The sequence below is a fragment of the Hafnia psychrotolerans genome (genome assembly GCF_014639435.1).
In the GTDB taxonomy this organism is placed as follows: Bacteria; Pseudomonadota; Gammaproteobacteria; order Enterobacterales; family Enterobacteriaceae; genus Ewingella; species Ewingella psychrotolerans.
In genome coordinates this window covers 45,034-69,029 of the sequence record NZ_BMFZ01000004.1, presented here as the reverse complement: position 1 = coordinate 69,029, position 23,996 = coordinate 45,034, and the positions used below count along the sequence as shown (strand labels likewise).

Annotated in this window: 20 protein-coding genes and 1 pseudogene; 7 read left to right on the top strand and 14 right to left on the bottom strand. The window is 50.4% G+C overall.

The window, feature by feature from the left end; genetic code table 11:
- Positions 1-125 precede the first annotated feature (125 nt).
- The 8 genes and pseudogenes from IEV89_RS08660 to IEV89_RS08625 all read right to left on the bottom strand — a co-directional run.
- Positions 126-641 (bottom strand): annotated as a pseudogene (locus tag IEV89_RS08660) (two-component sensor histidine kinase); the annotation flags it as partial.
- A 108-nt stretch (positions 642-749) separates the two neighbouring features.
- Positions 750-1,889 (bottom strand): aminotransferase class I/II-fold pyridoxal phosphate-dependent enzyme, encoded by a 1,140-nt coding sequence (locus tag IEV89_RS08655; RefSeq protein WP_188472558.1) that lies wholly within the window; start codon positions 1,887-1,889, stop codon positions 750-752.
- A 29-nt stretch (positions 1,890-1,918) separates the two neighbouring features.
- Entirely contained in the window at positions 1,919-2,767 is an 849-nt protein-coding gene (locus IEV89_RS08650; protein WP_229746427.1) for an amino acid ABC transporter permease, read from the bottom strand.
- A gap of 2 nt (positions 2,768-2,769) precedes the next feature.
- The gene (locus tag IEV89_RS08645; protein ID WP_188472556.1) at positions 2,770-3,588 is read right to left on the bottom strand and encodes a transporter substrate-binding domain-containing protein; all 819 of its coding nucleotides are present in this window, start codon (positions 3,586-3,588) and stop codon (positions 2,770-2,772) included.
- A 190-nt stretch (positions 3,589-3,778) separates the two neighbouring features.
- Complete coding sequence (locus IEV89_RS08640; protein WP_188472554.1) at positions 3,779-3,964, bottom strand: hypothetical protein; 186 nt, start codon at positions 3,962-3,964, stop codon at positions 3,779-3,781.
- A 705-nt stretch (positions 3,965-4,669) separates the two neighbouring features.
- Positions 4,670-6,124: a carotenoid oxygenase family protein gene (locus IEV89_RS08635; protein WP_188472552.1), complete on the bottom strand. Its 1,455-nt coding sequence runs from the start codon at positions 6,122-6,124 to the stop codon at positions 4,670-4,672.
- Positions 6,125-6,170: 46 nt separating this feature from the next.
- Entirely contained in the window at positions 6,171-7,622 is a 1,452-nt protein-coding gene (locus IEV89_RS08630; protein WP_229746444.1) for an aldehyde dehydrogenase family protein, read from the bottom strand.
- Between the two features lie 17 nt (positions 7,623-7,639).
- Positions 7,640-9,337 carry an FUSC family protein gene (locus IEV89_RS08625; protein ID WP_188472549.1) on the bottom strand — a complete coding sequence of 566 codons (1,698 nt, stop codon included), beginning with the start codon at positions 9,335-9,337 and terminating at the stop codon, positions 7,640-7,642.
- Positions 9,338-9,546: 209 nt separating this feature from the next.
- Here IEV89_RS08625 and IEV89_RS08620 point away from each other — a divergent pair, with 209 nt between their 5' ends.
- The 7 genes from IEV89_RS08620 to IEV89_RS08590 all read left to right on the top strand — a co-directional run bounded on the left by IEV89_RS08620 (position 9,547) and on the right by IEV89_RS08590 (position 16,952).
- Positions 9,547-10,164, top strand: coding sequence for a TetR/AcrR family transcriptional regulator (locus IEV89_RS08620; protein WP_188472547.1), 618 nt, complete (start codon positions 9,547-9,549; stop codon positions 10,162-10,164).
- 233 nt (positions 10,165-10,397) lie between these two features.
- Entirely contained in the window at positions 10,398-12,257 is a 1,860-nt protein-coding gene (locus tag IEV89_RS08615) for a BglG family transcription antiterminator (protein ID WP_188472545.1), read from the top strand.
- Between the two features lie 237 nt (positions 12,258-12,494).
- Positions 12,495-13,766 carry a PTS sugar transporter subunit IIC gene (locus IEV89_RS08610; RefSeq protein WP_188472542.1) on the top strand — a complete coding sequence of 424 codons (1,272 nt, stop codon included), beginning with the start codon at positions 12,495-12,497 and terminating at the stop codon, positions 13,764-13,766.
- Positions 13,766-15,190, top strand: coding sequence for a glycoside hydrolase family 1 protein (locus IEV89_RS08605; RefSeq protein ID WP_188472540.1), 1,425 nt, complete (start codon positions 13,766-13,768; stop codon positions 15,188-15,190). Before IEV89_RS08610 ends, IEV89_RS08605 begins: the two co-directional genes overlap by 1 nt.
- Positions 15,191-15,206: 16 nt before the next feature.
- Positions 15,207-15,512 carry a PTS sugar transporter subunit IIB gene (locus IEV89_RS08600; protein WP_188472538.1) on the top strand — a complete coding sequence of 102 codons (306 nt, stop codon included), beginning with the start codon at positions 15,207-15,209 and terminating at the stop codon, positions 15,510-15,512.
- On the top strand, positions 15,512-15,826 hold the full coding sequence (locus IEV89_RS08595; protein WP_188472535.1) for a PTS sugar transporter subunit IIA: 315 nt from the start codon (positions 15,512-15,514) through the stop codon (positions 15,824-15,826). The genes IEV89_RS08600 and IEV89_RS08595 overlap by 1 nt, the downstream gene beginning before the upstream one ends.
- Before the next feature lie 4 nt (positions 15,827-15,830).
- Positions 15,831-16,952, top strand: a complete 1,122-nt coding sequence (locus tag IEV89_RS08590; protein ID WP_188472533.1) for a tyrosine-protein phosphatase — start codon at positions 15,831-15,833, stop codon at positions 16,950-16,952.
- Between the two features lie 381 nt (positions 16,953-17,333).
- On the opposite strand, the gene IEV89_RS08585 is transcribed toward IEV89_RS08590, so the two are convergent.
- The 6 genes from IEV89_RS08585 to IEV89_RS08560 form a co-directional block, all read right to left on the bottom strand.
- Positions 17,334-18,470, bottom strand: a complete 1,137-nt coding sequence (locus IEV89_RS08585) for an ABC transporter ATP-binding protein (RefSeq protein WP_188472531.1) — start codon at positions 18,468-18,470, stop codon at positions 17,334-17,336.
- Between the two features lie 91 nt (positions 18,471-18,561).
- Positions 18,562-19,308, bottom strand: coding sequence for an HAD family hydrolase (locus IEV89_RS08580; RefSeq protein WP_188472530.1), 747 nt, complete (start codon positions 19,306-19,308; stop codon positions 18,562-18,564).
- Positions 19,298-20,788: a CehA/McbA family metallohydrolase gene (locus IEV89_RS08575; RefSeq protein ID WP_188472528.1), complete on the bottom strand. Its 1,491-nt coding sequence runs from the start codon at positions 20,786-20,788 to the stop codon at positions 19,298-19,300. Before IEV89_RS08575 ends, IEV89_RS08580 begins: the two co-directional genes overlap by 11 nt.
- A gap of 96 nt (positions 20,789-20,884) precedes the next feature.
- The gene (locus IEV89_RS08570) at positions 20,885-22,168 is read right to left on the bottom strand and encodes an extracellular solute-binding protein (protein ID WP_188472526.1); all 1,284 of its coding nucleotides are present in this window, start codon (positions 22,166-22,168) and stop codon (positions 20,885-20,887) included.
- Positions 22,169-22,174: 6 nt separating this feature from the next.
- Positions 22,175-23,134 (bottom strand): carbohydrate ABC transporter permease, encoded by a 960-nt coding sequence (locus tag IEV89_RS08565; protein ID WP_229746425.1) that lies wholly within the window; start codon positions 23,132-23,134, stop codon positions 22,175-22,177.
- A gap of 10 nt (positions 23,135-23,144) precedes the next feature.
- Positions 23,145-23,987 (bottom strand): carbohydrate ABC transporter permease, encoded by an 843-nt coding sequence (locus IEV89_RS08560; protein ID WP_229746424.1) that lies wholly within the window; start codon positions 23,985-23,987, stop codon positions 23,145-23,147.
- Positions 23,988-23,996: the final 9 nt, after the last annotated feature.

Here is a 23,996-nt window from a genome sequence, read left to right as displayed (position 1 = left end):
CGGGGATATCTGTGGGTAGGACTAAAAGTGTAGCAGGCAAGACGTGTGAGTCGATGCTGAGAATGTGCCCTGCCTGTCGTTCAGGGACACGCCAACTGACAGGCTGAGTGATGGCACCGCGTTGCAACGACCGCCATGCCACCAACGTCGAGGTGAGCGATTTGCGCTGTCAGTTTGCGCACCGGGCGGGTTACCCAACGGAACGCCAGCGCTCCGGCCAGCAACCCAAACAGCACGACCATGCTCATCGATCTGAGCGCCCTATAAATGGCTGATTGATATTGCGCCTTGCTGGCCAGCGCGGTGTAGTCATCACCCAGCAGGCTGATGTACACATAGCCCTGGGTCACGCCATTGGCTTTCAGCGGCGCGGCGCTGAACACCTGACGAGCATCCTGGGTACGTGGGTTGTCGCCATAGACCGGCATCTGTGCTCCGTTCAGCAAAGCATGTACCGGTGCTAAATCTATCCGCTGACGTTGCAGTTTGCCGGCCGGTGCGGCGTTGCCAACAATATTACCTTCCTTGTCGAGCAGATAGACTTCGACGGTCGGATTCACGGCCATCAACTGATTGAACAACGTTTTAACCGCGTTCGGGTCCCGCCCGTTCTGGCTGAGTAGCGGATTATTGGCCGCGATTTGTGTCACTACAACATGGTCCAGCGCGCAGCGTATGTCTTCGTGATGTTCTCCTGTGTCTGAGCGCTTCATCACGGCCCGCCAGTATTGGCGGGCTTTTGCCTGGTATTATGTAAAGGAATACGTTTCCAGCCAGGCTTCCAACGCTTCCAGCGCTTCACCAAGATTCGCCCGCCCAAAACCGATGCGCAGAAAATCTTCCGATACCGGCGTCAGCATGGAGGCGTAGACCACAGAGGGAATCACCATCACGCCGGACCCTTCTACCAGCCTTGTAGCAAAAGCTTCTGCCCCTTCTGCGCCTTTATAGCGAACAAAAGCCAGCACACCGGCTTTAGGCTGAGTGACGTCGAAATGCTGCGGATGGTTGGCAAGGAAATCGGTCAGACGTTGCAGGTTAGCACTTGAACGGTTCATCACTCGTTCAAGAATAGTGTCGCGCGCATTAAGCGCCAGGGTAGTCAGCATCTCGTTAGGTATGGAGTTACAGATCGACAAATACTGCTTCATGCGTTCCAGTTTCAAAAGCCAGGCGCTGTCCTGACAAGCGACCCAACCGATGCGCAGCCCAGGCAGACCGTAAGCTTTCGACGTGACGTTCAGTGAGATACCGCGCTCGTAAATATCGGCCACCTGAGGCAGACGGTCGGCGGGGTTGAACTCAGTCAACCGGTAGACTTCATCCGAGAAAATCCACACGCCACGTTCGCGGCACATTGACACGAGCTCATTAAGTTGCGCATGGCTTATCAGCGCCCCTGTCGGATTGTGTGGGAAGTTGATCACCAGCACTTTTGTATTGGTGCGCATCGCTGCACGGACTTTTTCGACCTCCAGCGCCCAGCCGTTTTCAGCCTCCAGCGCCACGCCTGTCACTTCACACCGCGACATCGGTACGCTCTCCAATGACTGATAATTGGGCGTGATAACAATCGCGTGATCGCGGCGTTCGAGCAAGGCGAGAAAGCTGGCGTAAATGGCTTCATCGGCACCAGCAAAACTGATGATCTGTCCGCTGTTGATGTGGTCGTAAGTTCCGGCGATCGCCTCCAATAGCTCGGGGGTTCCGCGTAGCGGCGGATAGTCGAGCATCGCCTGCATAAAAGGCTGACGATGTTGAGCTCCGGCAATCTCAAACAGAGTCTCGATGTTCATCGATTCCGGATATGACGATGACAGCGGAAAGCGCACTGCCTGTTCCAGTCTCGATAAATAGGAAATTAAGCGGAAATCTTGTGGAAAGGACATGGCATACCTGCGACTTATTCAGAAAACGATTAATGGCGATAACCCTGTCCAAAACGGCGCTCAAGGCGACTTTGGAACAGTTCCAGCACGATAGACATAATCCAGTATATGGCGGCGGCGGTGGCCAGCATTTCCATATAGCGGTAGGTGCTGCGCCCGTAAGATTGTGCCAAAAAGTTAAGTTCCCACAGGCCCATCAGCGACACCAGAGATGAATCTTTCAGCATGGAAATAAACATCGAACCAGCAGGTGGAATGATAATGCGTAAAGCCTGTGGAGCGGTGACGTGTCTGGCGACGGTCCATGAGGAGAGGCCAAGCGCCATCGCCGCTTCTTTCTGCCCGCGTGGCACTGAGATGACACCGCTACGGATGGTTTCCGCCAGATACGCGCCGTAATTAAGCGACAACGCAATAATGCCCGAGCTTAACGCGCCAAGAACAATGCCCGCTTGCGGCAGTGCCAGATAGATAATCAGCACCTGCACCAACAGTGGCGTACCTCGAAACAGTGAGGCATAGAAGGTCGCGCAGCCAAAGGCCAGCGCATTGTCTGACATACGGCCTAATGCAGTGATAAGACCCAATAAAAGGCAGAAAAACATCGAACAGGCGGTGATCAGGATCGTTAAGGCCGCACCCTGAATAAAACCATCCGGCGACAGGTGCAGGCCCAGCAGGAACGGCAGTTTCTGCCCGATAAGATCCCATTGCAGCCCCATTTTACTGAAGGTCCCCAACAGTAAGCTGAGCAAAATAACCCAGGTGAGGAGTGTCTTTATTTTAAATGCGCGCGGGCTAGAGAAAACGCCGGTACTGGGCGGCGGCGTCGTGTTGTTGTCCGGCGGCGTCGCGTTGAGCTCAGGAAGTTGCGGCATCGTTACGGTGCCTCTTTGGTAATGTCTTCACCCAGCCAGTGTTGGGAAATCTTCGCCAACGTGCCGTCATCCCGCAGGGATTTAATGGTATCTGCCACTTTCTTGTCCCACTCGGCATCACCTTTATCGGTGGCAACCCAGTTCGGTTCGGCATACAGCTCGGCGACAATTTTAAATACCGGATTGCGTTTGATGCGTGCGTTGGCGGTGGCTAAATCAGAGACGATGGCATCCAGGCGCACACCGGGGCCGAGAGCCAGATTCTGGAATGCCACTTCTTCATCGCTTGGGATGGCCTGTACGTTGTCAAAAGGGAAAGCAATCGGTTTAGTGCCGGGGATCACCAGCGTTTTTTGCAGGTAGGCTTCGTAACTCGAGCCCATGCCAATACCGACTTTTTTATTGCTGAGATCTGCAGCGGATTTGATGCGTTCATCCTTTTTATTGACCACCAGTACGGCCGGGGAGCTGTAGTAAGGTGCGACAAAGTTCAGTACTTTGGCGCGCTCGACGTTGGGGGTCATTGAACAGATACAGGTATCCCAGCGGCCGCGCCAGTTGCCGCCGATAATGGTTTCCCAGCCCGGCGCGGTCACCTCGAGCTTCACGCCCATGCGCTGGGCTACGGCTTTTGCCACGTCGACATCAAAACCGGCCAGTTGATTGTGGTCATCAATAAAACCAAAGGGTGGGTAATCGTTAACGATGACGTTATGCAGCACGCCGGTTTTCATCACGCGGTCCAATGTGGTACCCGCATGGGAAACCGCAGAAAATAGCGTGGTGGCAAGTAGAGTAAAAGCAAGAGCGTGTGTGCGCATGGGCTGAGTTTTCCTTACATAACCGAAGTGAATACGTTCGCAATGGAAAGTCAGATTACGTTTTGGACGTATAGATGTCCAGCCCTGGGCGCGATGATACTTATGGTGTGAATGCGCAGTCGCGGATACATCATGTAGGAAACCCGCTTTTAAGCGGGTTCTTGACGATGAAGACGAGTTCTAAAGCCACTTATTTCGCCTGATTTTTATTGCCTTGAATCAGTTTACGGGCTGCCGCCATGGCGTCGTTATCCGGTGTTTTGGGTTTGGCTTTGTTAAGTGCCGTGCTGAGACCTGAACGGCCCCACAGGTCAAAACTGTCGTCATCTTTCAGATGATCAAATACGGAAGGTGTTGCTTCTGGTTTCTTTGCCATTGGGGAGGAAATATCTCAGTGTCAGAATTTGCCATAGCTTAGCCGTTTCTGTTTTTCAGACCAAGCAAGATTAAACCGCTCCTGGAAAGATTGGTGATCAGGAGCTTCACTGTCAAGAGGTACTGCGGAGCGTCCGGTGGTGATCTTCCCTTAGGTGTTCATCCGGCTTTTCGGCGGTATCCGCGAAGCGACTTTGGCTGTTAAAGCCGCCACGGTGTGCGGACGCGGAGGTTAAATGAATCCTATCTTTTGCCATCGCGCCGAAGGTGATGAAGATACAAAGTACAGCAAAGCTGAGTCTCGATTTCATATTCCTTTTTCCTCAATATTCAATAGTCTGATCGTATGCTAGTCCCACCTCCGTAAAGCAGTGTCAGTCCTTTTTAAGTCTCATCGGATATCTGTAACGCTTTCAAACAGGCCGGCGAGGTCTGGATTCTGGAGTATTTCATCGGAAGGGGGCCGTCATGGGGTTGACGGCAACATGGGATAGGGTTGGAGCTAAGCACTAAGTAATGGCAGAAATGAAGGAGAGTCAATGTTCTATCAACGACAGCTTGCCGCAGGAAAACCCAAAAAACGCGCACGGGTCACCGGCATGCGCAAACTCATCACGATTTTATTTTGAATGCCCTGGAGTCTACCGGGAGCCAACGCATTCATGACGCCCGGTAGAGATTAAAGACGGTCATTAACTAAAGCAGATCATCCTAAGAGTGCGGCGGGAGTCCAATTCCCGTGCAGAGACATCCTCATTCGGAAAGGTATTTTGATACGTGCCAGTGGTCCATTGGCCATATTTTTTGAGTCAAGGACGACAAGTTCAGTATTATCACCATGCAGGTGATTCAACAAAGCAATGACATATCCATCGCCCTCTGGGGCGCCCTCTGAACGTGGGACGAAGATGGGTTCCTGGAAACACTGGGCGTCACCAGGAAACCAGGCATCGCTGATGCCGGTTTCCACGTCGATATGTGCCAGTTGGTTGAAAAATTGAAAAGGTCTTTCTGCCAGTGACGCATCGAAAGGAAGTGATGGGTTAAATGCCAGGACGAACCCGTGTCGGTAACGTCTGCCAGTGAAACGTTCGTCACAGCGAGGGAACTCACAAGGAAATTCTGTGAGAGGTATCGGTTCTACCTGATCGCTTGCAGAATTGAGGTCGAAGGTCCAGCGCATCAGTTGTGAACTCAGCGTTTCTGGTGAAGGCACAAAACCATCGGCTTGTGGGAAGAAATAGAAGACATTCCCGGAGGTCACCGGCATGTCAACGAACAGCTTATTCCCTTCCTCGTAAGAATTGAGAGTATGGCCCTGGAAACCATCCTTTGGCCCTTTGAACCAGCGCACATCCTCTGCGTTACCGTTACGTGGCAGAACACCAAACAACTGCGGGAGATCCGGTTGCCATTCGAAATGTTGCCCACCTTGTTTCATCCGTTCTACATCGGCAGTCAATGGGATGACTGGAAAAATGACGTGATGCTCGGTGACGGCAAAGTCGTGAATCATTGCTGCATAGGGTGCCTTGAACCAGACTTCTTTTTTCAACTTACCCGTAGAGTCGATCTCGTAGTACGCAATGTCAGGCGTTCCGTCTCCTTTTGCCTCGTAGGCGAAACATAATAAGTCACCGTTACTGGGATCGATCTTCGGGTGCGCGGTAAAGGTGGCTGATGTGATTTGCCCATTGAAATCCCAGACGCCCTTCGTCTCAAGGGTTTCAGGATCGAGCGCATAAGGTAAACCATCCTCCTTCATTGACAGCAGGATACCGCCGTGGAAAAGCACGGTGGTATTGGCGGTGTTGTTATTTTCCGCCGCCAGCGGATCGTTTGTATAGACGTTGCGATAAATGCCGTTTAGGGATCGGCCCTCTCGGTACTGAGCCTTCAAACGATCGGTTTGGACATAACGACGTCGTATGTTCACTCGGCCTTGCTCAAAGTGGAATGCACTGACCAGACCATCACCATTGAAGAAAATGTCCTTGCCTAACATCGGCGGATACTGTGGGTCGGGAGAGACCTGATAGAAGATCCCATTGATCTCCGGAGGCACTGTCCCTTCAATTTCCAGATCGATCACATTCGCTTCGATACGGCTGGGTTTGTATAGCCCGCTAAATTCAGGCGTGTTGGGAAAAGATTTATTCATGGCTACTGCTCCTCATGGGGTGTGGAAGTCGCAAGCTGTTTCATGCTTAAAATGGATACGTGCGTGGTTCCTCTTGCACCGTGATCCAGTGATCGGTGGTAAGTTCAGCGATAATCCAATCACTATTGAAACGGCCAATGCCGCTGTTTTTCTCTCCTCCAAACATATTGCTGGGGTCATCATTGATGGAGATATCATTAACGTGGGTCATGCCAGCCTCGATTTTTTGTGCAAAGCGAACTCCGCGCGCCTCATCACCACTAAATACGGCACTTGATAGGCCGAAATCAGTCGCGTTGGCTAACCGCAATGCATCAGCTTCATCTTCAGCACGAATTAAGGGGGCTATCGGCGCGAATTGTTCTGTTTGCGCAAGGGGGGAGTCGTTGGCAACGTCGATGAAGACATGCGGCGGCAGTACCTGACCCTTCGGTTCCCCACCTAAAATCAAATTGATGCCTTCGGCACGGGCAGCATCAATTCGCTCAACCGCCGCCTTTAGCTGCTTGATGTTGATCAGCGGCCCTATGACCGTATCCGATAGGTTTGGATCACCCACCTTAAGACCGCGTGCACGTTCAACAAAGGCTTCGACAAAACGGTCATAGAGCTTGGCGTCAACGATAATTCTGTTGCTGCTCATGCATATTTGCCCCTGATGAAGGAAGCGGGCGACGATGGCTGCATTCACAGAACGTTCCAGATCCGCATCGTCAAGCACCACAAACGGAGCATTGCCACCGAGTTCAAGGCCGACACGTTTGAGTGTGGGGCCGGTTACTGCAAGCTGGCCGATATGCCGCCCAACGCGAGTCGATCCCGTAAAGGAGATAAATTTTGGGATGGGATGCAGGGTAAAGGCGTCGCCCACTTCGCTGATTTCGCCGATCACAACATTCAGCAGACCTGGCGGGAGGCCGGCTTGCTCATATATGCTGGCCAGCAATAATCCACCGGTAACCGGCGTATCTTCGGCGGGCTTAACGACCACGCCGTTTCCCAGCGCTAATGCAGGAGCGATCGAGCGATTAGAAAGGTGCATCGGCCAGTTCCAGGGACTGATCACGCCGACCACACCCAAAGGGGTGCGATATACCCGACTTTCCTTACCTGCCACGTCGATTGGCAGGATCCGTCCGGCGACGCGTGAAGGCATCGTTGCTGCGGCGAGCGTGGTGGCGCGGACAGCTTGCCACTCCATTTCCGCCTTAATCCTAACGCTCCCGGACTCAGCGATTAACCAGTCGACGATCTCGTCATGGCGTGCATCTATGATTTGAACTGCTCGATAGAAAACCTCTGATCGCTCACTAGGCAGCGCTCTGGCCCATTCTCGTTGTACCGCTGCGGCCGAACGAAATGCCTGGTCCAAGTCAGCACTGTTAGCTTGGGCTATCTCGGTTAAAAGCGACTGGTTATAAGGATTGTAATCTTGCAGCACGGTCCCAGCATTACCTGACCGCCATTGACCCGCGATGTATTGGCCGTTGAATGCCATTTGTGGTTGGTTATAGCTCATCTGAAACTCCCGTCTGTTGGTTTGTCATCAAGGCTTGCGAGCAACTTTGTACCGGCATTTCGTAGCGTTTCGGCAGCGTTTTGCATCGGGGATAGATTGTCTTTGCTCAAGGGATCTATTTTTGGGAAGGTGGGCGAGTGAGTGAGTAATACTTCACGCGATAGCACCATGCAGTTCTGTGCTGCCATAAAAATCTTGTCAGTCGGTTCACATTGATTCAGCAGTCTCACCAGTGCTGCCCGCAAGGCGTCATGAGTCCGTGAGGCGTGCATCACTTCCGATGTTTGGCTAACGCGATTGACCAGTTTCACTAGGTGCCGAACGGTCATATTCCGACTTAACTGAGGTGTGGCTGGCATTAGCAGCCAATAGGTGACTACGGCGATAATCACGCCAGCGAGGATAGCTGCCGACTCATTCAGCGCTGTCATTAAGTCAGTCGGCACGGATGCTGGCTGAGCAATGAGCAGGAATGTCATGTTCATGTCGATCGCCATCTTCCCTGTCGAAGGGTGACGCATTAGCCAGGCACCGAGTAACAGGAAAGGGAAAATACATAAGAGGATCATCCAGAATTCACTGGCCTCGGGGAGCAAAAATTGCCGAACAAACAGGCCAAAACAAGCGCCTAAGAGTGAACCCATCATGACGTGGATTAACGCTAAGTTCCCATTGATGTTGTTTGAAAAGAGTGATGTAAACAGCGTGGCGGTCATGACCATCATGGCTCCCGCTTGCCACCCCGTGCTCAGCCAGATCACCGCGGCAACAGACAGGCCGATGACAGGCCGAAAAGATGCGCGTATTACCGATGACATATCAACGTCTCTAAATATGCTGCGCACTCTCCGCGCTGCGGGTCGGTGCAATACGTCAAGCAACTCTTCAAGAGCCTGCGATATGGCGGATTGGATAACCGTTTTAGAAAGCGGGGCGTCATGGGGTAATACGCTGGGGCCGTTCTCTGGTGCCTGAGATGTAGGGTATCGGCTAGGCACCGTTTCACGTAAATTTTCACCATCACGCGTCAGGACGAGTAGCTCTAAAAGCAATCCGTACACCTGATTGATCTGTGGGGTATATAAGCCAATGCGCTGAGTCTTATTGACCATTTCAGCCAAGTCGGCGATGAGAGGGCGCACCGAACATGCGGATCTGCCATAGTGCAGATAATGTTCTACATGCTCCAGGCACCGTTCCAGCAAAGCTTCGTGATGCTCGCATAGTTTGTCATACGCCACCTTAGATAGGCTGCGGGGGAAGGCGAGTGCAGAGCAAGCAATACCAATAAACGTGCACAGCATACGGTCTTCCGCGAGGGTGCGACTAAAAACACCCTCGCCCAACCCGAACATAACCACTATCGACGCCGTATAGCCGGCCAGCACGAAGACATAATTCCGGGAATGCTGAAATATGCTACCCAGTCCAGCACATAACGCCAGCCAGAGTGCCAGCGACAGAAGTAACAGCCATAGCTGTCCCCCCAGGCCAAGCAGTAAGGCACATCCAACGCTTGCGCCAACGACTGACCCCGCAAGTCGTGCCAAGGTGCGTTCTAGCAATAAACCCTCGAAAGGCTGAGTCACTAGCCACACCGTCATAGCAGACCACCATGGATGTTCTATCCCCAGTGATGCTGAAGTTAACAGTGCCAGCAACGCAGCCATCGTGGTTCGCAGTGCGAACGACATAGAGCCTTCAATCCATTGAGGTTGTGAAGGCTCTTTGTTCGACCTGTTTTGCGTCTCTGCGGTAAAAGCCTCTGGACATGCCATCAATGCAAGCCTATAAATGAACGATATCGTTCACATTATGCATGAGAAAAGTTTTAGTCAACTTATTTGTACGTCATCGTTCATTTATAATTGGCGCTCTTGTGTAACCCAGGTAATATTTCGCTATGCGTAAGAAAACAGATACTCGTCGTTTAAGCTTTGTGCAGGCAGCAGGCAAGTTATTCATAGAAAAAGGATTTGGCTCGGTGACGATGGAGGCGATCGCTGCTGAGGCGATGTCCTCCAAAGTCACACTTTATGGATACTTTCCGAATAAAGAAGCCTTGTTTGATGCTTTTGTTGTACAAGCAGGAGAAGGGGGGATAGAGACGCTGGAAGCGTCAAGTAACGAAAATGATGTGCATGCGACCCTAATGCACCTCGGGATATCCTACCTTGATTTGGTGACCCGACCTGAAGTTATGGCTCTGAACCGGTTGATCATCGGTGAGGCGGGAAGACAGCCACATCTTAGCCGTATCTTCTATGAGAATGGGCCTCGGCAGACCTTGATATCGATTTGCGGCGTTCTCGAAAATTTGATAAAGCGTGAGCTTTTACGACCAGGCGAGCTCCGACAAATGGGGCTGTACTTCAAATCATTATGCGAAGCGGGATTAGTTGAGCGTCAACTTTGGGGTTTAGACGATCACCCAAGTCCAAATGTGAAAAAAGCCTCAGTACAAAGTGCGATAAACGTGTTTCTACCCGCCTATTCGTTTGAAAAATCGTTCGATATATAATGTCTGGCGGCTTTGTTGAGTAAGTCGAATTTACTCAACAAAGCCCAGAAAAAATCGGCGTTCGTGAGAATTATAACCATCCTCTTTTTTTAAATAAGCCCAATTAAACCTCAAGTGGTCGCTTATTTCTTATTTGTGAGTGAGGGCTAAGTTATTTGTCCTGAACTTATTTACAGTTAACTATCAAATGGAAAAGTAATGAATGGAATGACTTAAAGGTCTTGGTACTAAGAATGATAAAACATTACCACTATCGCATAGGGCGTCTGCTGAAGCTATTACACGAGGCGGAAGGTCCCCTAACCAGTAATGAAATCTGTAAAAAATTGGCTATAAAACCCCGCACGCTAAGAAACGATTTATCACATTATAGAGATGCGCTTGGTGAAAATGGTGTGGAGTTGAATTCACGTCCGGGAAAAGGTTATCAGTTAGTTGTCAGGGATGAGGAGAAATATTGCCAGCTGATTAAAATAATATTAGAGACTGAACATCGTCAGCACTTTGTGGCACCGGTTCGCTATAAGGAGCGGGTTGATTATATTCTTCGCTCTTTGCTCTCGGCTGAAGGTTATACCAAGCTGGATGAGCTGGCCGAGGAAATATATATCAGTCGGTCAACCCTGAACAGCTGTATGAAGGGTGTCCGTCATGCTTTAAGCGGATTTAATTTGATTCTGTATGCGAAAACGGCGAGTGGAATAAAAGTAGCTGGAACTGAGCTGAATATTCGTCAGGCGATGGCGAAATATTTTTTCTATGATGATGAGCATCGCCAGCCGGAAGAAGATAGTCGAAAGGCCGTTCGACAAAAAATCATGACCATCCTGACTGACACGCTGAAAGAGCACCAGTTGGTGTTGACGGATACGGGGTTTCAGAATCTGGTCGTTCATCTGGAAATTGCGCTGATGCGTATCGAGAGCCGTCATGGCGATGCGGCGCTGCCTATAAATTATAAGGCTCTGAAAGAGCGCGATGAATATCGCGTGGCAGAGCAGTTAGTTATTCGCATTGAGCGTGCTTTTGCCATCCCTTTCCCCGCCGCAGAGCGCTATTTCATCGCCATCCATCTTGCTGGTAAGCGCAGTCTACATCATCATCAGACCTTCGCGGCCACCCAGGATATCAGCCGCTTATTCGATAAAATCAGCCAGCAAATAGTGGCTGACTTTGCCATCGATCTGGCCGATGACTTCGAGCTTTTTCATCTGCTGTCGCTGCATTTTATCCCGATGATAGATCGCCTCAACTGGGATCTGAAAGTGCACAATCCGCTGCTGGAAGAGATCAAGCAGGAGAACCTTAAAGCGTTTGAAATGGCGGTACTGGCCGGGAAAGTTATCCAGCAGGAAACCGGGCTGGAGGTCAATGAGGCAGAGATAGGTTATCTGGCCATCCATTTTGTTTTAGCCATTGATCGCAAAGGTGTTTCTTGCCAGCGCTACAATTTAATTATCGTCTGTGCCAGCGGGATGGGGAGCTCGCAACTGCTGCTGTATAAAATCAGACAGCGCTTTTCTGATTCCATCCGAGAAATCAAAGTGGTGCAGTTGTATGAGCTCACCGATTTCGACCTGACCGGCTATGACATGATCCTTTCTACGGTCGATGTGCCTTTTAAAACGGCTATCCCTCTGATGCGCGTGAACTATTTTCTCGACGCCAGGGATTTAGGCCAGATGGAAAGCTGGTTGAGCAGTAAACAGCAATCTCACCGGCCGGTTAGCGAATACTTTCACCCCAGTCTTTTCTTCACCGATTTGCAAAGTGCTGAACGCTATCAACTGATTGCAGAACTCTGCCAGCGTGTCGCTCTTTATATTCCAACCAGCGCTGATTTTCTTCCGTCAGTCATCGAACGGGAAAAGCTGTCCGCCACCGCGTTTGGTGATGCGATTGCTTTCCCCCATCCACTCCATCCCTGCGGAGAGCACACTTTTGTTGCTGTTGCCTTACTGAAAAAACCGGTTAACTGGGATAAGCATGAGGTTCGTTACATTTTTATGCTGAATATACGTCCGGGGGAAAAGGAGCCTTTACAGTGGCTGCATGAAAGCCTCGTCTCGTTGATGGGCGACAAAAAAAATTAGCGGCTCTTGATCAGAGCCCGACGTTTTCCACCCTGATGAGTTTGCTGACAGGTGACGGTGCGGCATATTCATAATAATCCCTGCGAAAAATGCCGCATCTTCTGCGGCAATACTCTGTAAGCCCCAGAGCAGTCAAACCGAATACAATCATTCGCGAACGTTATTGAGCATTTATCTCCATATAAATGCCGGGCCGCAATAAATTTAAAAAGAACGTGCTAAGAACAGGGAAACATTATGAACGCCTCAACCACCTTTCTTGAAAAGCATCTGATGCCGTTAGTCGCAAGAATAGGCAGCAATCGTGCGCTGACTGTTATTCGCAATGCCATGTGTGCCTGTATGGCACTATTGATTATCGGTAGCACCTCCATTCTATTATCCAATATCCCCTGGGCTCCACTGGCGAACTTTATGGCGCCGGCCGCGCCGTTTTTTAATGCTATTTTCAACGCAACCACCGGCATTATGGGATTATTAACGGCAGCCAGCGTGGCTTATTACGGCGCACTGGAATATAAGCAGGATGTTTTTGTCTCCATTGCCACTTCTGTCAGCTTGTTTATTCTCAGCCAGTATCAGATGGTGGAAAGCGGCGAATACCTGTTAAACATCGACGGTCTGGGTACGTCAGGCCTGATCAGTGCCATCCTGATTGCCTTCATTACGTTAAAAACGCTGGCGTTGTTCAAACAGAAAAATATTGGCATACGCATGCCAAAAGGGGTACCTGACGCGGTCAGCGAGTCTTTTACGTCGCTACTGCCTGCGCTGTTTTTACTGGCTGTTTTTAGCTTATTGGTCGTGGTTTTTCACTTTAATATCAATGTGGTGATAGCGCGTGTCATGACGCCAGTCACTTATGTTCTTAACTCCGCGCCGGGCTATGCTCTTTATCATATGCTGTGCGCGCTGGTCTTCTTCTGCGGCATTAATTCCCAGGTGGTGATCGGTGTCGCGATGCCTTTCCTGATGCAGAATGGTGCGCTGAATGAAAAAGCCTTCCAGGCTGGGGAACAGGTCATGTTTGCCGCCACCAACGCGACTGATGCGATGATCTGGGCGGGAGGAACCGGTGCCACACTGGGTCTGGTAGTACTGATGTCGCTGATGGCAAAGAGCCAGTATTTTAAAAAGCTCGGCAGAATGTCACTGGGGCCGGGGATCTTCAATATCAATGAACCGGTGATTTTTGGCACACCGATCTGCTTTAATCCGCTCTTTATGCTGCCGTTTATTTTAACGCCCGGCCTGATTGCCGCTAGCACTTATTTGCTGATGCAGTATGGCATTATTGATATGCCGCACGTGGCTAACTTGCCTTGGACAACGCCAACTTTTGTTGTGGGTTTTTTAATGACCGGGGGTAGCCTGTCCACCACGCTCTGGTCATTTATGATACTCATTATTTCGATGCTGATCTATTTCCCGTTCTTTCGGATGGCGGATAAACAGCTTTATTTGAAAGAGCAGCAAGAGACAGAATTACAGAATAAGGAAAATGCATAATGGAACACTTAGTGCAAAAGCCTTTTCCGGAAAATTTCCTTTGGGGTGCTGCGACGGCAGCGTATCAGGTAGAGGGCGCCATTGAGGAAGACGGTAAAGGGATCTCGGTGCAGGACAGCAAGAATTTCTCTAACTACTTTCATGATACAACCGTTACTTCCGATCATTATCATCGCTTCCGGGAAGATATTGCCCTGATGAAAACGCTGGGGCTGAAATCCTATCGCTTTTCGATTGCGTGGACGCGTATTTATCCCGACGGCGAAACGCTGAATCCGGCAGGCGTCAGTTTTTATAATCAACTGATTGATGAGCTGATAAAAAATAACATTGAGCCGCTGGTCACACTGTATCACTTTGATCACCCTCAGAGCTTGCAGGAGAACTTTGGCGGCTGGTACAGCGAGCAGATGATTACGCACTTTTTAACGTTTGCCGTTACCTGCTTCCATGCGTTTGGCGATCGCGTGCGCTGGTTTATGACCATCTGTGAATCAAATAACGTCGTGCTGTATCCCGATTTAATTGGCGGTGTGCCGGCAGGCATTGACGTCGAAGTGTGGCGCTTCCAGGTGAGTCGGGTGATGGCGTTGGCCAATGCCAGAGTCATCCAGAGCTGCCGAAAGTTGCTACCGCAGGCGAAAATCGGCCCCTGTATTGGCTACGCGATTGCCTATCCGGCCACCAGTGCACCGCAGGATGTGATGGCGGCACTGAATGAGGATGAGTTCCGCACCTTCTATCCGCTGGACCTTCTGTGCCTGGGGCGCCAGAACCCGACAGTGGTGAATTTCTTTGCCTGCCGGGGGTTGGACATTCGGCTTTCGCCGACCGAGCTGGAGGAGATTAAAGGAGCCAACCCCGATTTTATTGCCTTCAATTACTACCAGAGCGATGTTGCTAAGGCATGTCCCGACGAGTCGGAAGAGGCTCAGCCGGGTTTCAATCAGGAAGGCAAAAAGGGCGGTTTTGTCTATCCCCGCTTCCCAGGACTCTATGCAGGCGACAGCAATCCTTATCTGGAACGTAACGACTGGGACTGGGAAATAGATCCTGTTGGGCTGCGAATTGCCTGCCGCAAACTGTTTGATCGCTATCAGTTGCCGCTCATGATCACCGAAAATGGGCTCGGCGCCCGGGATACACTGGCAAACGGTGAGATTAACGATGCCTACCGTATCGACTATCTGCAAAAGCACGTCGAGCAGATGCAATTGGCAATCAGCGATGGCGTTCCCCTGTTGGGCTATTACCCGTGGTCCTTTATCGACCTAATGAGTACCAGCAACGGTTATAACAAACGCTATGGGTTTGTCTATGTCGATCGCGAAGATAGCGATATTAAAACGTTAACGCGCTATAAAAAAGCCAGCTTTTACTGGTACCAGAGGCTTATTTCCAGCAACGGAGCTCTACTTAGTTAATATAAGGATGAAGATTGTGAAACATATTCTTTTAATGTGTTCGGCCGGTATGTCCACCAGCATTATGGTGAAAAAAATGACTGAAGCAGCAGTGGAAATCAATGCTGAGGTGATGATTAAAGCCATTCCGGAACAACAGTTAAATGATCATCTGGCGGGCACAGATATTATTTTACTTGGTCCACAGGTTCGCTTCCTGTTGGATAAAGTACAGGCTGTTGCGAAGGATATTCCCGTGCGGGTTATTGATACGATGGATTACGGCACGATGAATGGTGAGAAAATTTTACGCCAGGCGCTGGTTATTCTTGGGAGCCACTGATGGATACAGAACAGATCTGTTTTGAAATGATATGTCATGTAGGCGAAGCGCGCTCATCCTTTATTGAGGCTATTCAGCATGCCAGGCAGCGAAATTTTGTGCGGGCGCGAGAGTTAATCGACAGCGGGAAAGAGAGTTATAATCTGGGGCATGCAGTGCATGCCGGATTAATTCAGGCCGAAATGGAAGGCGAGCGTGAACACCTTTCACTGATATTAATTCATGCTGAAGATCAGATGATGAGCGCGGAGAATTTTAAAATTCTGAGTGAGGAGTTTCTTGCTTTATATCAGATTATTGGCATAAAGGAATAGTGCGATGAAAAAATTATCTGGCGGTATATTGGTCGTCAGTCTGGCTCTCTTTTCGGGAATGGCTATATTTAGTTTCCCGGCTGCTGCGGTAGAAAGCAGGAACCAGATCTTGTCTGATAGCGTGGGTGAGGTGTTGCGCAATAATGACCAATTGCGTCTGGTGTGGCGCGACATGCCCGCCTCCGGGAAAGTTATTCTACACTGGCAGGATGTCGCCAGCGGAAGGATATCGCCTTTAGAGGAAGATGTGGTCGCAGGAGAGCTTAAGCTGGAGGACCCGAACCCGGGACGTCGCACGTTATTCTTAATCGAGCGCCCAAACAGCGAAAAACCGCTGACCATCTCGGAGAGAAAGCTCCCCGCTGGTGGAATGGATAATCTGAGGGATTCCGGCGGTTATCTGACTAAAGACGGACGCTCTGTCAAATGGGGCTTCTTATACCGCGGCGATACGCCCCACAAGGTGAATAGCGATGGCTATCGCTACCTCAGCACGATGAATCTGGGCTATGTATTCGATCTACGTAACGACGCTGAAATTGCGAAAAAACCCGATCCGGCATTTGGCAACGTCAACTGGATACACACTCAAATACCGGATTTACCCCCACAATTCAAAGACGTTTCATGGGAAACCAACGAGGCAATTTATCATTTTGTGAAGACGCCGCGCGCCGAACAGTTTTATCCAGAGACGAATCGATTTATGGTCTGGCAGCCGGAAACGCTGCGTTCACTGAAAACTATCTTCGATAAGGCGCTGACCGATGATCGTGCCATGATCTGGCACTGCGCGGGCGGGAAAGATCGCACCGGCGTGGTTTCTGCCGTGTTCCTGTCGGCGCTGGGTGTTCCCGATGACACTATTATCCGCGACTATATATTGACCAATGACTATCGCAAGGCGTTCGATCAGCGCGAACTGGCTGAGATGAGCAAAGCGTTTAACGGCGATAAACAGGCGATCAAAGGTTTCCTCGCCATCCAGCAGGCACGGCCGGAGTTTATCCGGGCAGCGCTCGATGAGATCAGACTGCGCTATGGCTCTGTGGATAATTACCTTACCCGCGCAGTGGGACTTACCCAGGAGGAGATCTTTTCCCTGCGGGATCGCTACACTGAATGAGACTTCACACGATGCATGCAATAATCTTCCCCCTAAACCCACTCATGGAGAGACCGTGGGCCATCGTCTGAAGAATGCCCATATCGGAATATTTCTGCTTACTCACCGCAAATAAAAGGAGACAAACCGATATGGGGCTTTACAGGCGTTCATCGTAAGCAGTAAGGCGCATCCAACGCTTGCGCCAACGAAATAGAGTCTTCAATCCATTGAGATTGTGGCGGCTCTTTGTTCGACCTGTGTTGCGTATCTGCGGCAAAAGCCTCTGGCCTGTCGGCATGCCAGAAAGTGTACGGATTGCCTGAGGAAGTGGCTAATAGGGGGCGTTTTACCTCAACCCGATTTATTCAACAAAGCCGGGAAGTGCACATCATCAAGAGTCTATGTAATCAGTAGCGATTCCCCGGTCTCAATATCAAACAGGTGGCAATGGGACATATCAAAATGAAGCGGTTTATTTTCACCTCGGGCGACCATGCGCTGAGGGTCAAAAGCGATACGTGATACGAGCTTATCCTTGCCGAGAGTAAAGTACAGGTAGAGCTCATTACCCATTGCCTCGACCAAGGTGATGGTGTGCATATCAATATTTTGTGGTAAGGCATCATTGTCTTGGTTATCTGCCACACTGATGTGTTCTGGCCGCAAGCCCAACCATAGACGCTGGCCGATGTTGTCCTGCACTTTTGCTGCTTTATCCGCAGGCAGCAACAGTCTGCAGCCATTTTCAAGCGCCAGGCAGGTGGCACTCCCCCTTAGCTCAACCGTGGCTTCAACTATGTTCATGGCCGGCGAACCAATAAACCCCGCCACGAATTTATTGGCCGGGTACTGATAAAGATTCATCGGCGTATCAACCTGAACGATCTGTCCATGGTCAAGCACACAGATGCGATCACCGAGTGTCATCGCTTCCACCTGGTCATGCGTCACATAGATCATCGTTGCCGTCTGTCCTTCGGCCTTCAGATTGTGGTGCAACTGTGCAATGCTGACGCGGGTTGATACCCGTAATTTGGCATCCAGGTTTGATAAGGGCTCATCAAATAGAAAAACGTCGGGCTTGCGCACCATGGCCCGACCCAGCGCGATACGCTGACGTTGTCCCCCCGACATTTCACCTGGCTTGTTTTTGAGCAGATGCGTAATCTCTAGCGTTTCAGCGGCTTCTTTGATTCGACTGGCAATTTCATGGGTGCTCAGTTTCTGTTGCTTAAGGCCAAATGCCATATTCTCGTAAGCCGACATATGCGGGTAAAGGGCATAGTTTTGAAATACCATGGCAATACCACGATCTTTAGGCGGCAGGTCATTGACCCGTTTGGCACCAATCATAATATCGCCATGGGTTATCTCTTCCAGACCGGCAATCATGCGTAATGTTGTCGATTTTGCACAGCCTGAAGGGCCAACAAAAACCATAAACTCACCTTCTTGGATGGTCAGATTAATCCCTTTCACTGCCTTAAATCCGTTCGGATATATTTTCTCTACATTGCGAAGTTCAACGTCTGCCATGGTGGTTTTCCATTATGATGGCGGCTTTAGCCGGTTTAATTCGGTGTCGCTACTCCCACCATCAACGTCAGCATTGATGATAATAGTGGGATCACTGGGTGGTGGTTGGACTGCGTCGCATTCTGTCCAGTAGGTCGGGCGTAAAATCTGCCACCGATGAGATAACCATCCGGGCATGCGGAGCCAGTTCAGCGTGGGTTGCCGTTCCCGTGAGCACGCCGATACTGATTGCCCCGGCATTTTGCCCAAATTTCATGTCAGAAACGGTATCGCCGAACATCACCACCTGCCGGGCTATCAATCCACAGGTACCACAGAAAGCTTCCATCAGATCCGGGGCGGGTTTGGGCTCAATATCGCCATCTGAATAACCAATAAAATCAAAGTAATCAAGTAACCCTGCTTGTTCCAATGAGTAAAGCGTTGCCGCCTTGCTGTCAGCCGTGGCAATGCCCAGTTTTAAGCCACATTGTTTCAGTGTGATGAGCACCGCCTCAATACCTGGCAGGGACTTAATCAACCCCGGATTTTCCTTAACCGTTTGATTAAACAACGCCTTTACGTCATCGATAAAATCGGTTTTCGAACAACCCGGCATCAGCATCTCAAACCAGGTTAATGCAATATCTTCAACGGGGTTGGATGCCAGCAAACCGCGGTTATCAACCCGGTCGCCATAGACACCAATGGCGGCCAGCAGGCTCTCGTCACTGGCCATCGCCGGTGTGGAATAGCGTGCCAGCAACACCCCAACCACCGACTGTGACACCGAGATCCACATTTGATGAAACTCCAGTAGAGTGCCATCTTTGTCGAACAACACACCTTTAATGTCCATTTCTATTCATCGCTGCTATCAGTTCGCCCCAGGTATTTATTTGGGGTTGCGCAAAATGCCCGCGTTGCCCATTAAACACCGGGTTGACCATTGCTTCGAATTCGCCGCCCACCTGTCCAGGCTCGCGAGGCAGATCGCCACGGCGAATATCAATCCTCACCCAGGCGTAGTGCCGCATATCAGCTTTAAAATCAATGCCTTCTGGTTTTATCTGACCACATGAGATCACCTTGCCGTCGGCAACGCATTCGGCATAGTAGGGTGCGGTACGGTCAGTGACGCTGACATGTATATTCACGTTATTGTCGCCGACATCTTGGCCCGGCAGCACATGGCCCTGGTTGATATTGACCATGAGTCCACAACGTCGCTCAATATAGACATGGCCTTGACGAAGCCCGGTCAGAATGCCCTCGCCACACAATCCGTGTGAAAACACAAAGGTTGCAGGATCGCCGTAAATTGAGGGTTCGGTTGCTTGCGGATTGCGCTCTTGGGGCGTGAGATGGCTGTCGCTGCCACCCACGGCATAAATCCTCTGGCCGTTGTTCCACAGGGTATTCAGTACGTTAAGTGCAGATTCTGTCGCCGCGGGGGACGTAGACCAGGTCGGGTCACAGCAAATTTCCATTGTATGGACTTGCGACAGCGGCATTGATGCATATTGCCAATGCCAGGGTTTCATCATGGGATGATTGATACTGATATTGCCAGTCACTGTGTTTTGTTTAGTACCCGTTTGCTGCGCACTGTTGGCGATCGCCAGGCCCTGGTGGATCAATGCCTCGCTGGAACAATCAGCATCAAACATCGCCAATCCTTTCTGCGGACCATGGACATTGAAATGACCTCTATCAGTGGTGATTTCTATCCCCGGTAGCACTAACGTATCCTCGCAGTCCGGCAGTGCAGGATGGCAGATGTTATGCTCAGTCAGGAAGATAAAATCCAACTGCTGGCGCTTTATGATGGCTACCGCGGCCTCCAGCGTATTATGCCCATCAGAAAGTACCGTATGGGCATGCATATCTCCACGGTACCAACCGGATGCCGGATTTTTCATCGCCCGGTAGTCAAAAATAATCTCATTATCCGCATTCAGATTCGGTACCGTCGGCATAAGGATCCGGTCGAGTTCATCACCCGCGAGGTGCTCGGTTGTCACCTCAATGCGATAAAGCATGGGATTGTGGTTGCGATCTTCGCCCTCAAGGTTGTAGATATGTAGGGTCCAACGCCCAGGCGGGATCTCGCCGGCAATACCACCCAGCGACGCACTTTTATGGCTGATTACCACTGTTTTTTCTGGTTTTTGTAACAATATGCTGGCCCTTAATTGCCGCCTGGCATCATACAGGTAGGCATACAAAAACCCCGGTTTAAGGGTGGTGCCTGAAAGGCGCAACCTTTGGGTCCCCGTGGACACTTCAAACGTTTTAAACTGATGACCGTGAGTCAGTTCACCGGAAAACGTCAGCATGTGGGCCTCTCTTATTCATGGAAATCGAGACAATCAGTTCAGCAGGCTGAGAATACGGGGAAAAACCCGCCATCCTGAAGCCTGCGTTTTAGCTGGTTAAGGTCGGTTAACGCGGTCGAGTGCACGCTGTGCACGTATGGCCGCCTGTTTAAGTGCTTTGTCGGCGGGGATGTTTTCGATTTCGACCTGATCTGCCGCGATAGACAAGGCATCAACAATTTGGCCATTTGTCGGATCCAGGAAATTTTTGCTGGCGATCGAGGCCTGTTTCAATGGGATTAAGGCCTGTGGGTTATGCTGGGTGTAACTTTGATATTCAGCCACATCCTTCACACTTTGCCGCACCGGAATATATCCGGTAAACATTGACCAACGCGCCGTATTTACCGGGTTGGTGTAGAACGTCATAAATTTGAAGGCTCCCTTGGCGGCGTTATCGTCAGTGCCTTTTGGCATCACAAAAACCAAGGCGCCGGCCTGAGGCACCGCAGGGTGATTGCCCCAGCCGGGCTGTGTGGCCGCGGCAAGTTTGCTAAAGTCCAGATCACCCTGATCGCCAGATGATCCGGTATAACCCAGCGCGCGATCTTTCATCACATCATCAATGGTCTTGTACCAATACTCCCAACCCTGGCCACCGTGGTGGATACGCATGGTCTTATCTTTATGCAACCACGTGCGGAAATTTTCCCATACGCTGACCCATTGCGCAGAATCGATCAGCACGGTTTTGCCATCATCACTCAACACTTTAGCCCCGTTAGACAGCGCGGCATCCACCAGATTGTCTTCGCCCCACATAGGCTCCCAGCCGTAATAGAGGGTATTGCCCTGGGCGTCTTTTTGGGTCACTTTGGCTGCGACTTTGGCGACACCCTGCCAGGTGGCCAGATCGGCTGGGGTGAAGCCGTATTCGGCCAGCTTCGCCTTGTTGTAGTAGAAAATTTGTGTGGTTCCGTAGGCGGGCATGCCATAGATGTCACCTCCTGGGGAAGTGACCTGCTGACGGAAAGCACTGATGAAATCAGCAAAATTAAAGGTTTCATCCATATAAGGTCGAAGATCGCGAACCAATCCCCGGCCTGCCATAGCGTTAGCCTGATTTGAGTCCAGCAGGGCAAATGCCGGTGCCGTTTTAGATGCCATACCGGCCTGCAGCTTTTGGTAGGTCTCTGCGTAACTGCCCTGAAGTGCCCCTTTAATGACATAGTCATGCTGACTGTTATTAAATTCTTCAATCAGTTTGGTCATCATTTGTTGAGGTTTGGTACCGCCTGAGTACCAAAAATCGACTTCAGTTTGGGCGTTTGCATTGGCTGCCATAGCCAGTGAACCCATAGCAAAACCGGTAAATACTATTGCAAGTTTTTTCAGTTTCATCTTCATTCACTCTTTTACACCGTTATCGGCGATGCCGGATAAGATCGTTTTTTGACATACCATGAAAAGGATCAGCAGAGGTATGACGGCAATACTGCTAGCAGCCATAATTTGCGACCAGTTAAGGCCATAGTTACCCTGTGCAATAAAGAATTGGCGTATTCCTGTGGCGATGAGCGCCCGCTGCTGAGTGGTGATCACCAAATTCGGCCACATGTAGCTGTTGTACTCTGTAATAAAAGTGATCAGGGACAGGGTGGTGATGGAGGCTTTGCATTGTGGCAGGACGATTGCCCAGAGGATTTTCAATTCACTGGCGCCATCAATGCGCGCGGCCTCCACCAGTGACGGATGGATTTGTAAAAACACCTGACGCAGGTAGAAGACGCCGAAGACACTGGCGGCGCTGGAAATAATGAGTCCGGTGTGACTGTCGAGTAACCCCATTTTGGCCAGGATGATATACGACGGGATGTAGGTCACTGCACCGGGTAGCATGTAACAGGCCATGACCAGCAAGTAGAGCAATGTGCGTGAGCGAAAGCGCAACTGAGTGATAGCATAGGCAAACATTGCTGAGTTAATAATCACCAGCAACGTGGTGAAGAAGGCGACGGTAAAGCTGTTGAAGATATACAGGCCAAAAGGGGCCAGTTGAAACGTTTTGCTCACGTTTTCCCAGTGGAAATGTTCCGGAAGAATGTCCAATGGATTGCTGAATATTTCATCATTGGACTTCATCGAGCCTAACAACATCCAAATAAATGGGAATACCATGATCAAACCGGATGAAATAAGTACTACGTGTTTGGCAATGACCGCTTTTCGCAGCGGTTTGCGCGTGGCAGCTTTTCTTTGCTGATCCAGCGATCCTGTTGTTGCGGAATGTTGTCCGGGATGTTCTGACCTTACATCCGCCTTGCGCTGGCAATGTCCCACCAACATATCACTAGATTGCATCGTCATAATGTGGCCTTTAGAAAAATACCCAACGTTTCCCCATCAGGGTATTGAGCAGGGTGAGCACCCCGGTGATCAGCAATATAATCAGCGAGGTCGCTGCGGCTGGCCCCATGTTGTATTGCTCGAATGCCTGCTGATAAAACAGATAAAGCAAGGTTCGGGTAGTCCCACCTGGACCGCCTTGAGTTAAAATCTGGAATTGATCAAATGCCTGTACAGCCGTGACCATATTAACGATCACCAGGAAAAAGCTGGTGGGCGAAATAAGCGGCAAGGTTATTTTAAAAAAACGTGTCAGCGGGCTGCAGCCATCAATCAATGATGCTTCAAACAGTGACACCGGGATCTTATTCAGTGCGCTGATATAAAACAGCATGGTCCAGCCAATGGCCTGCCAGACCGTAACAATGATCACCGCGACCATCGCGCTATTACCGTTTTCCAGCCAAGGCACCGGGGCAATATGCAACGCCGTCAGCAACCCATTAAGCAACCCCCCTTTGGTTTCAAAGACCCAGGACCAAACGATAGAGACCGCCACGGTGGGGGTGATCCACGGGGAGAAAATAACTGCGCGGTAAAACTGGCTACCGGAAAAATTCTTGTGCAGCAATAGAGCAAAGATCAATCCCAGTCCCACCGTTGGGATCACCACCCCGAGCGAGAACCAGAAGGTATTCAATAATGCCTGGTGAAAATCGCTGTCTTCCAGCATGTACTGATAATTTTCAAAACCGACAAAATGGTAGCTCGGCGAAATATAATCCCAATCGGTAAAGCTGATATAAACACTACAGATAAACGGAATCACCCAGAATGTGATCAGCGGCAGCATCAATGGCATGATAAACAGCAAAACCCTACC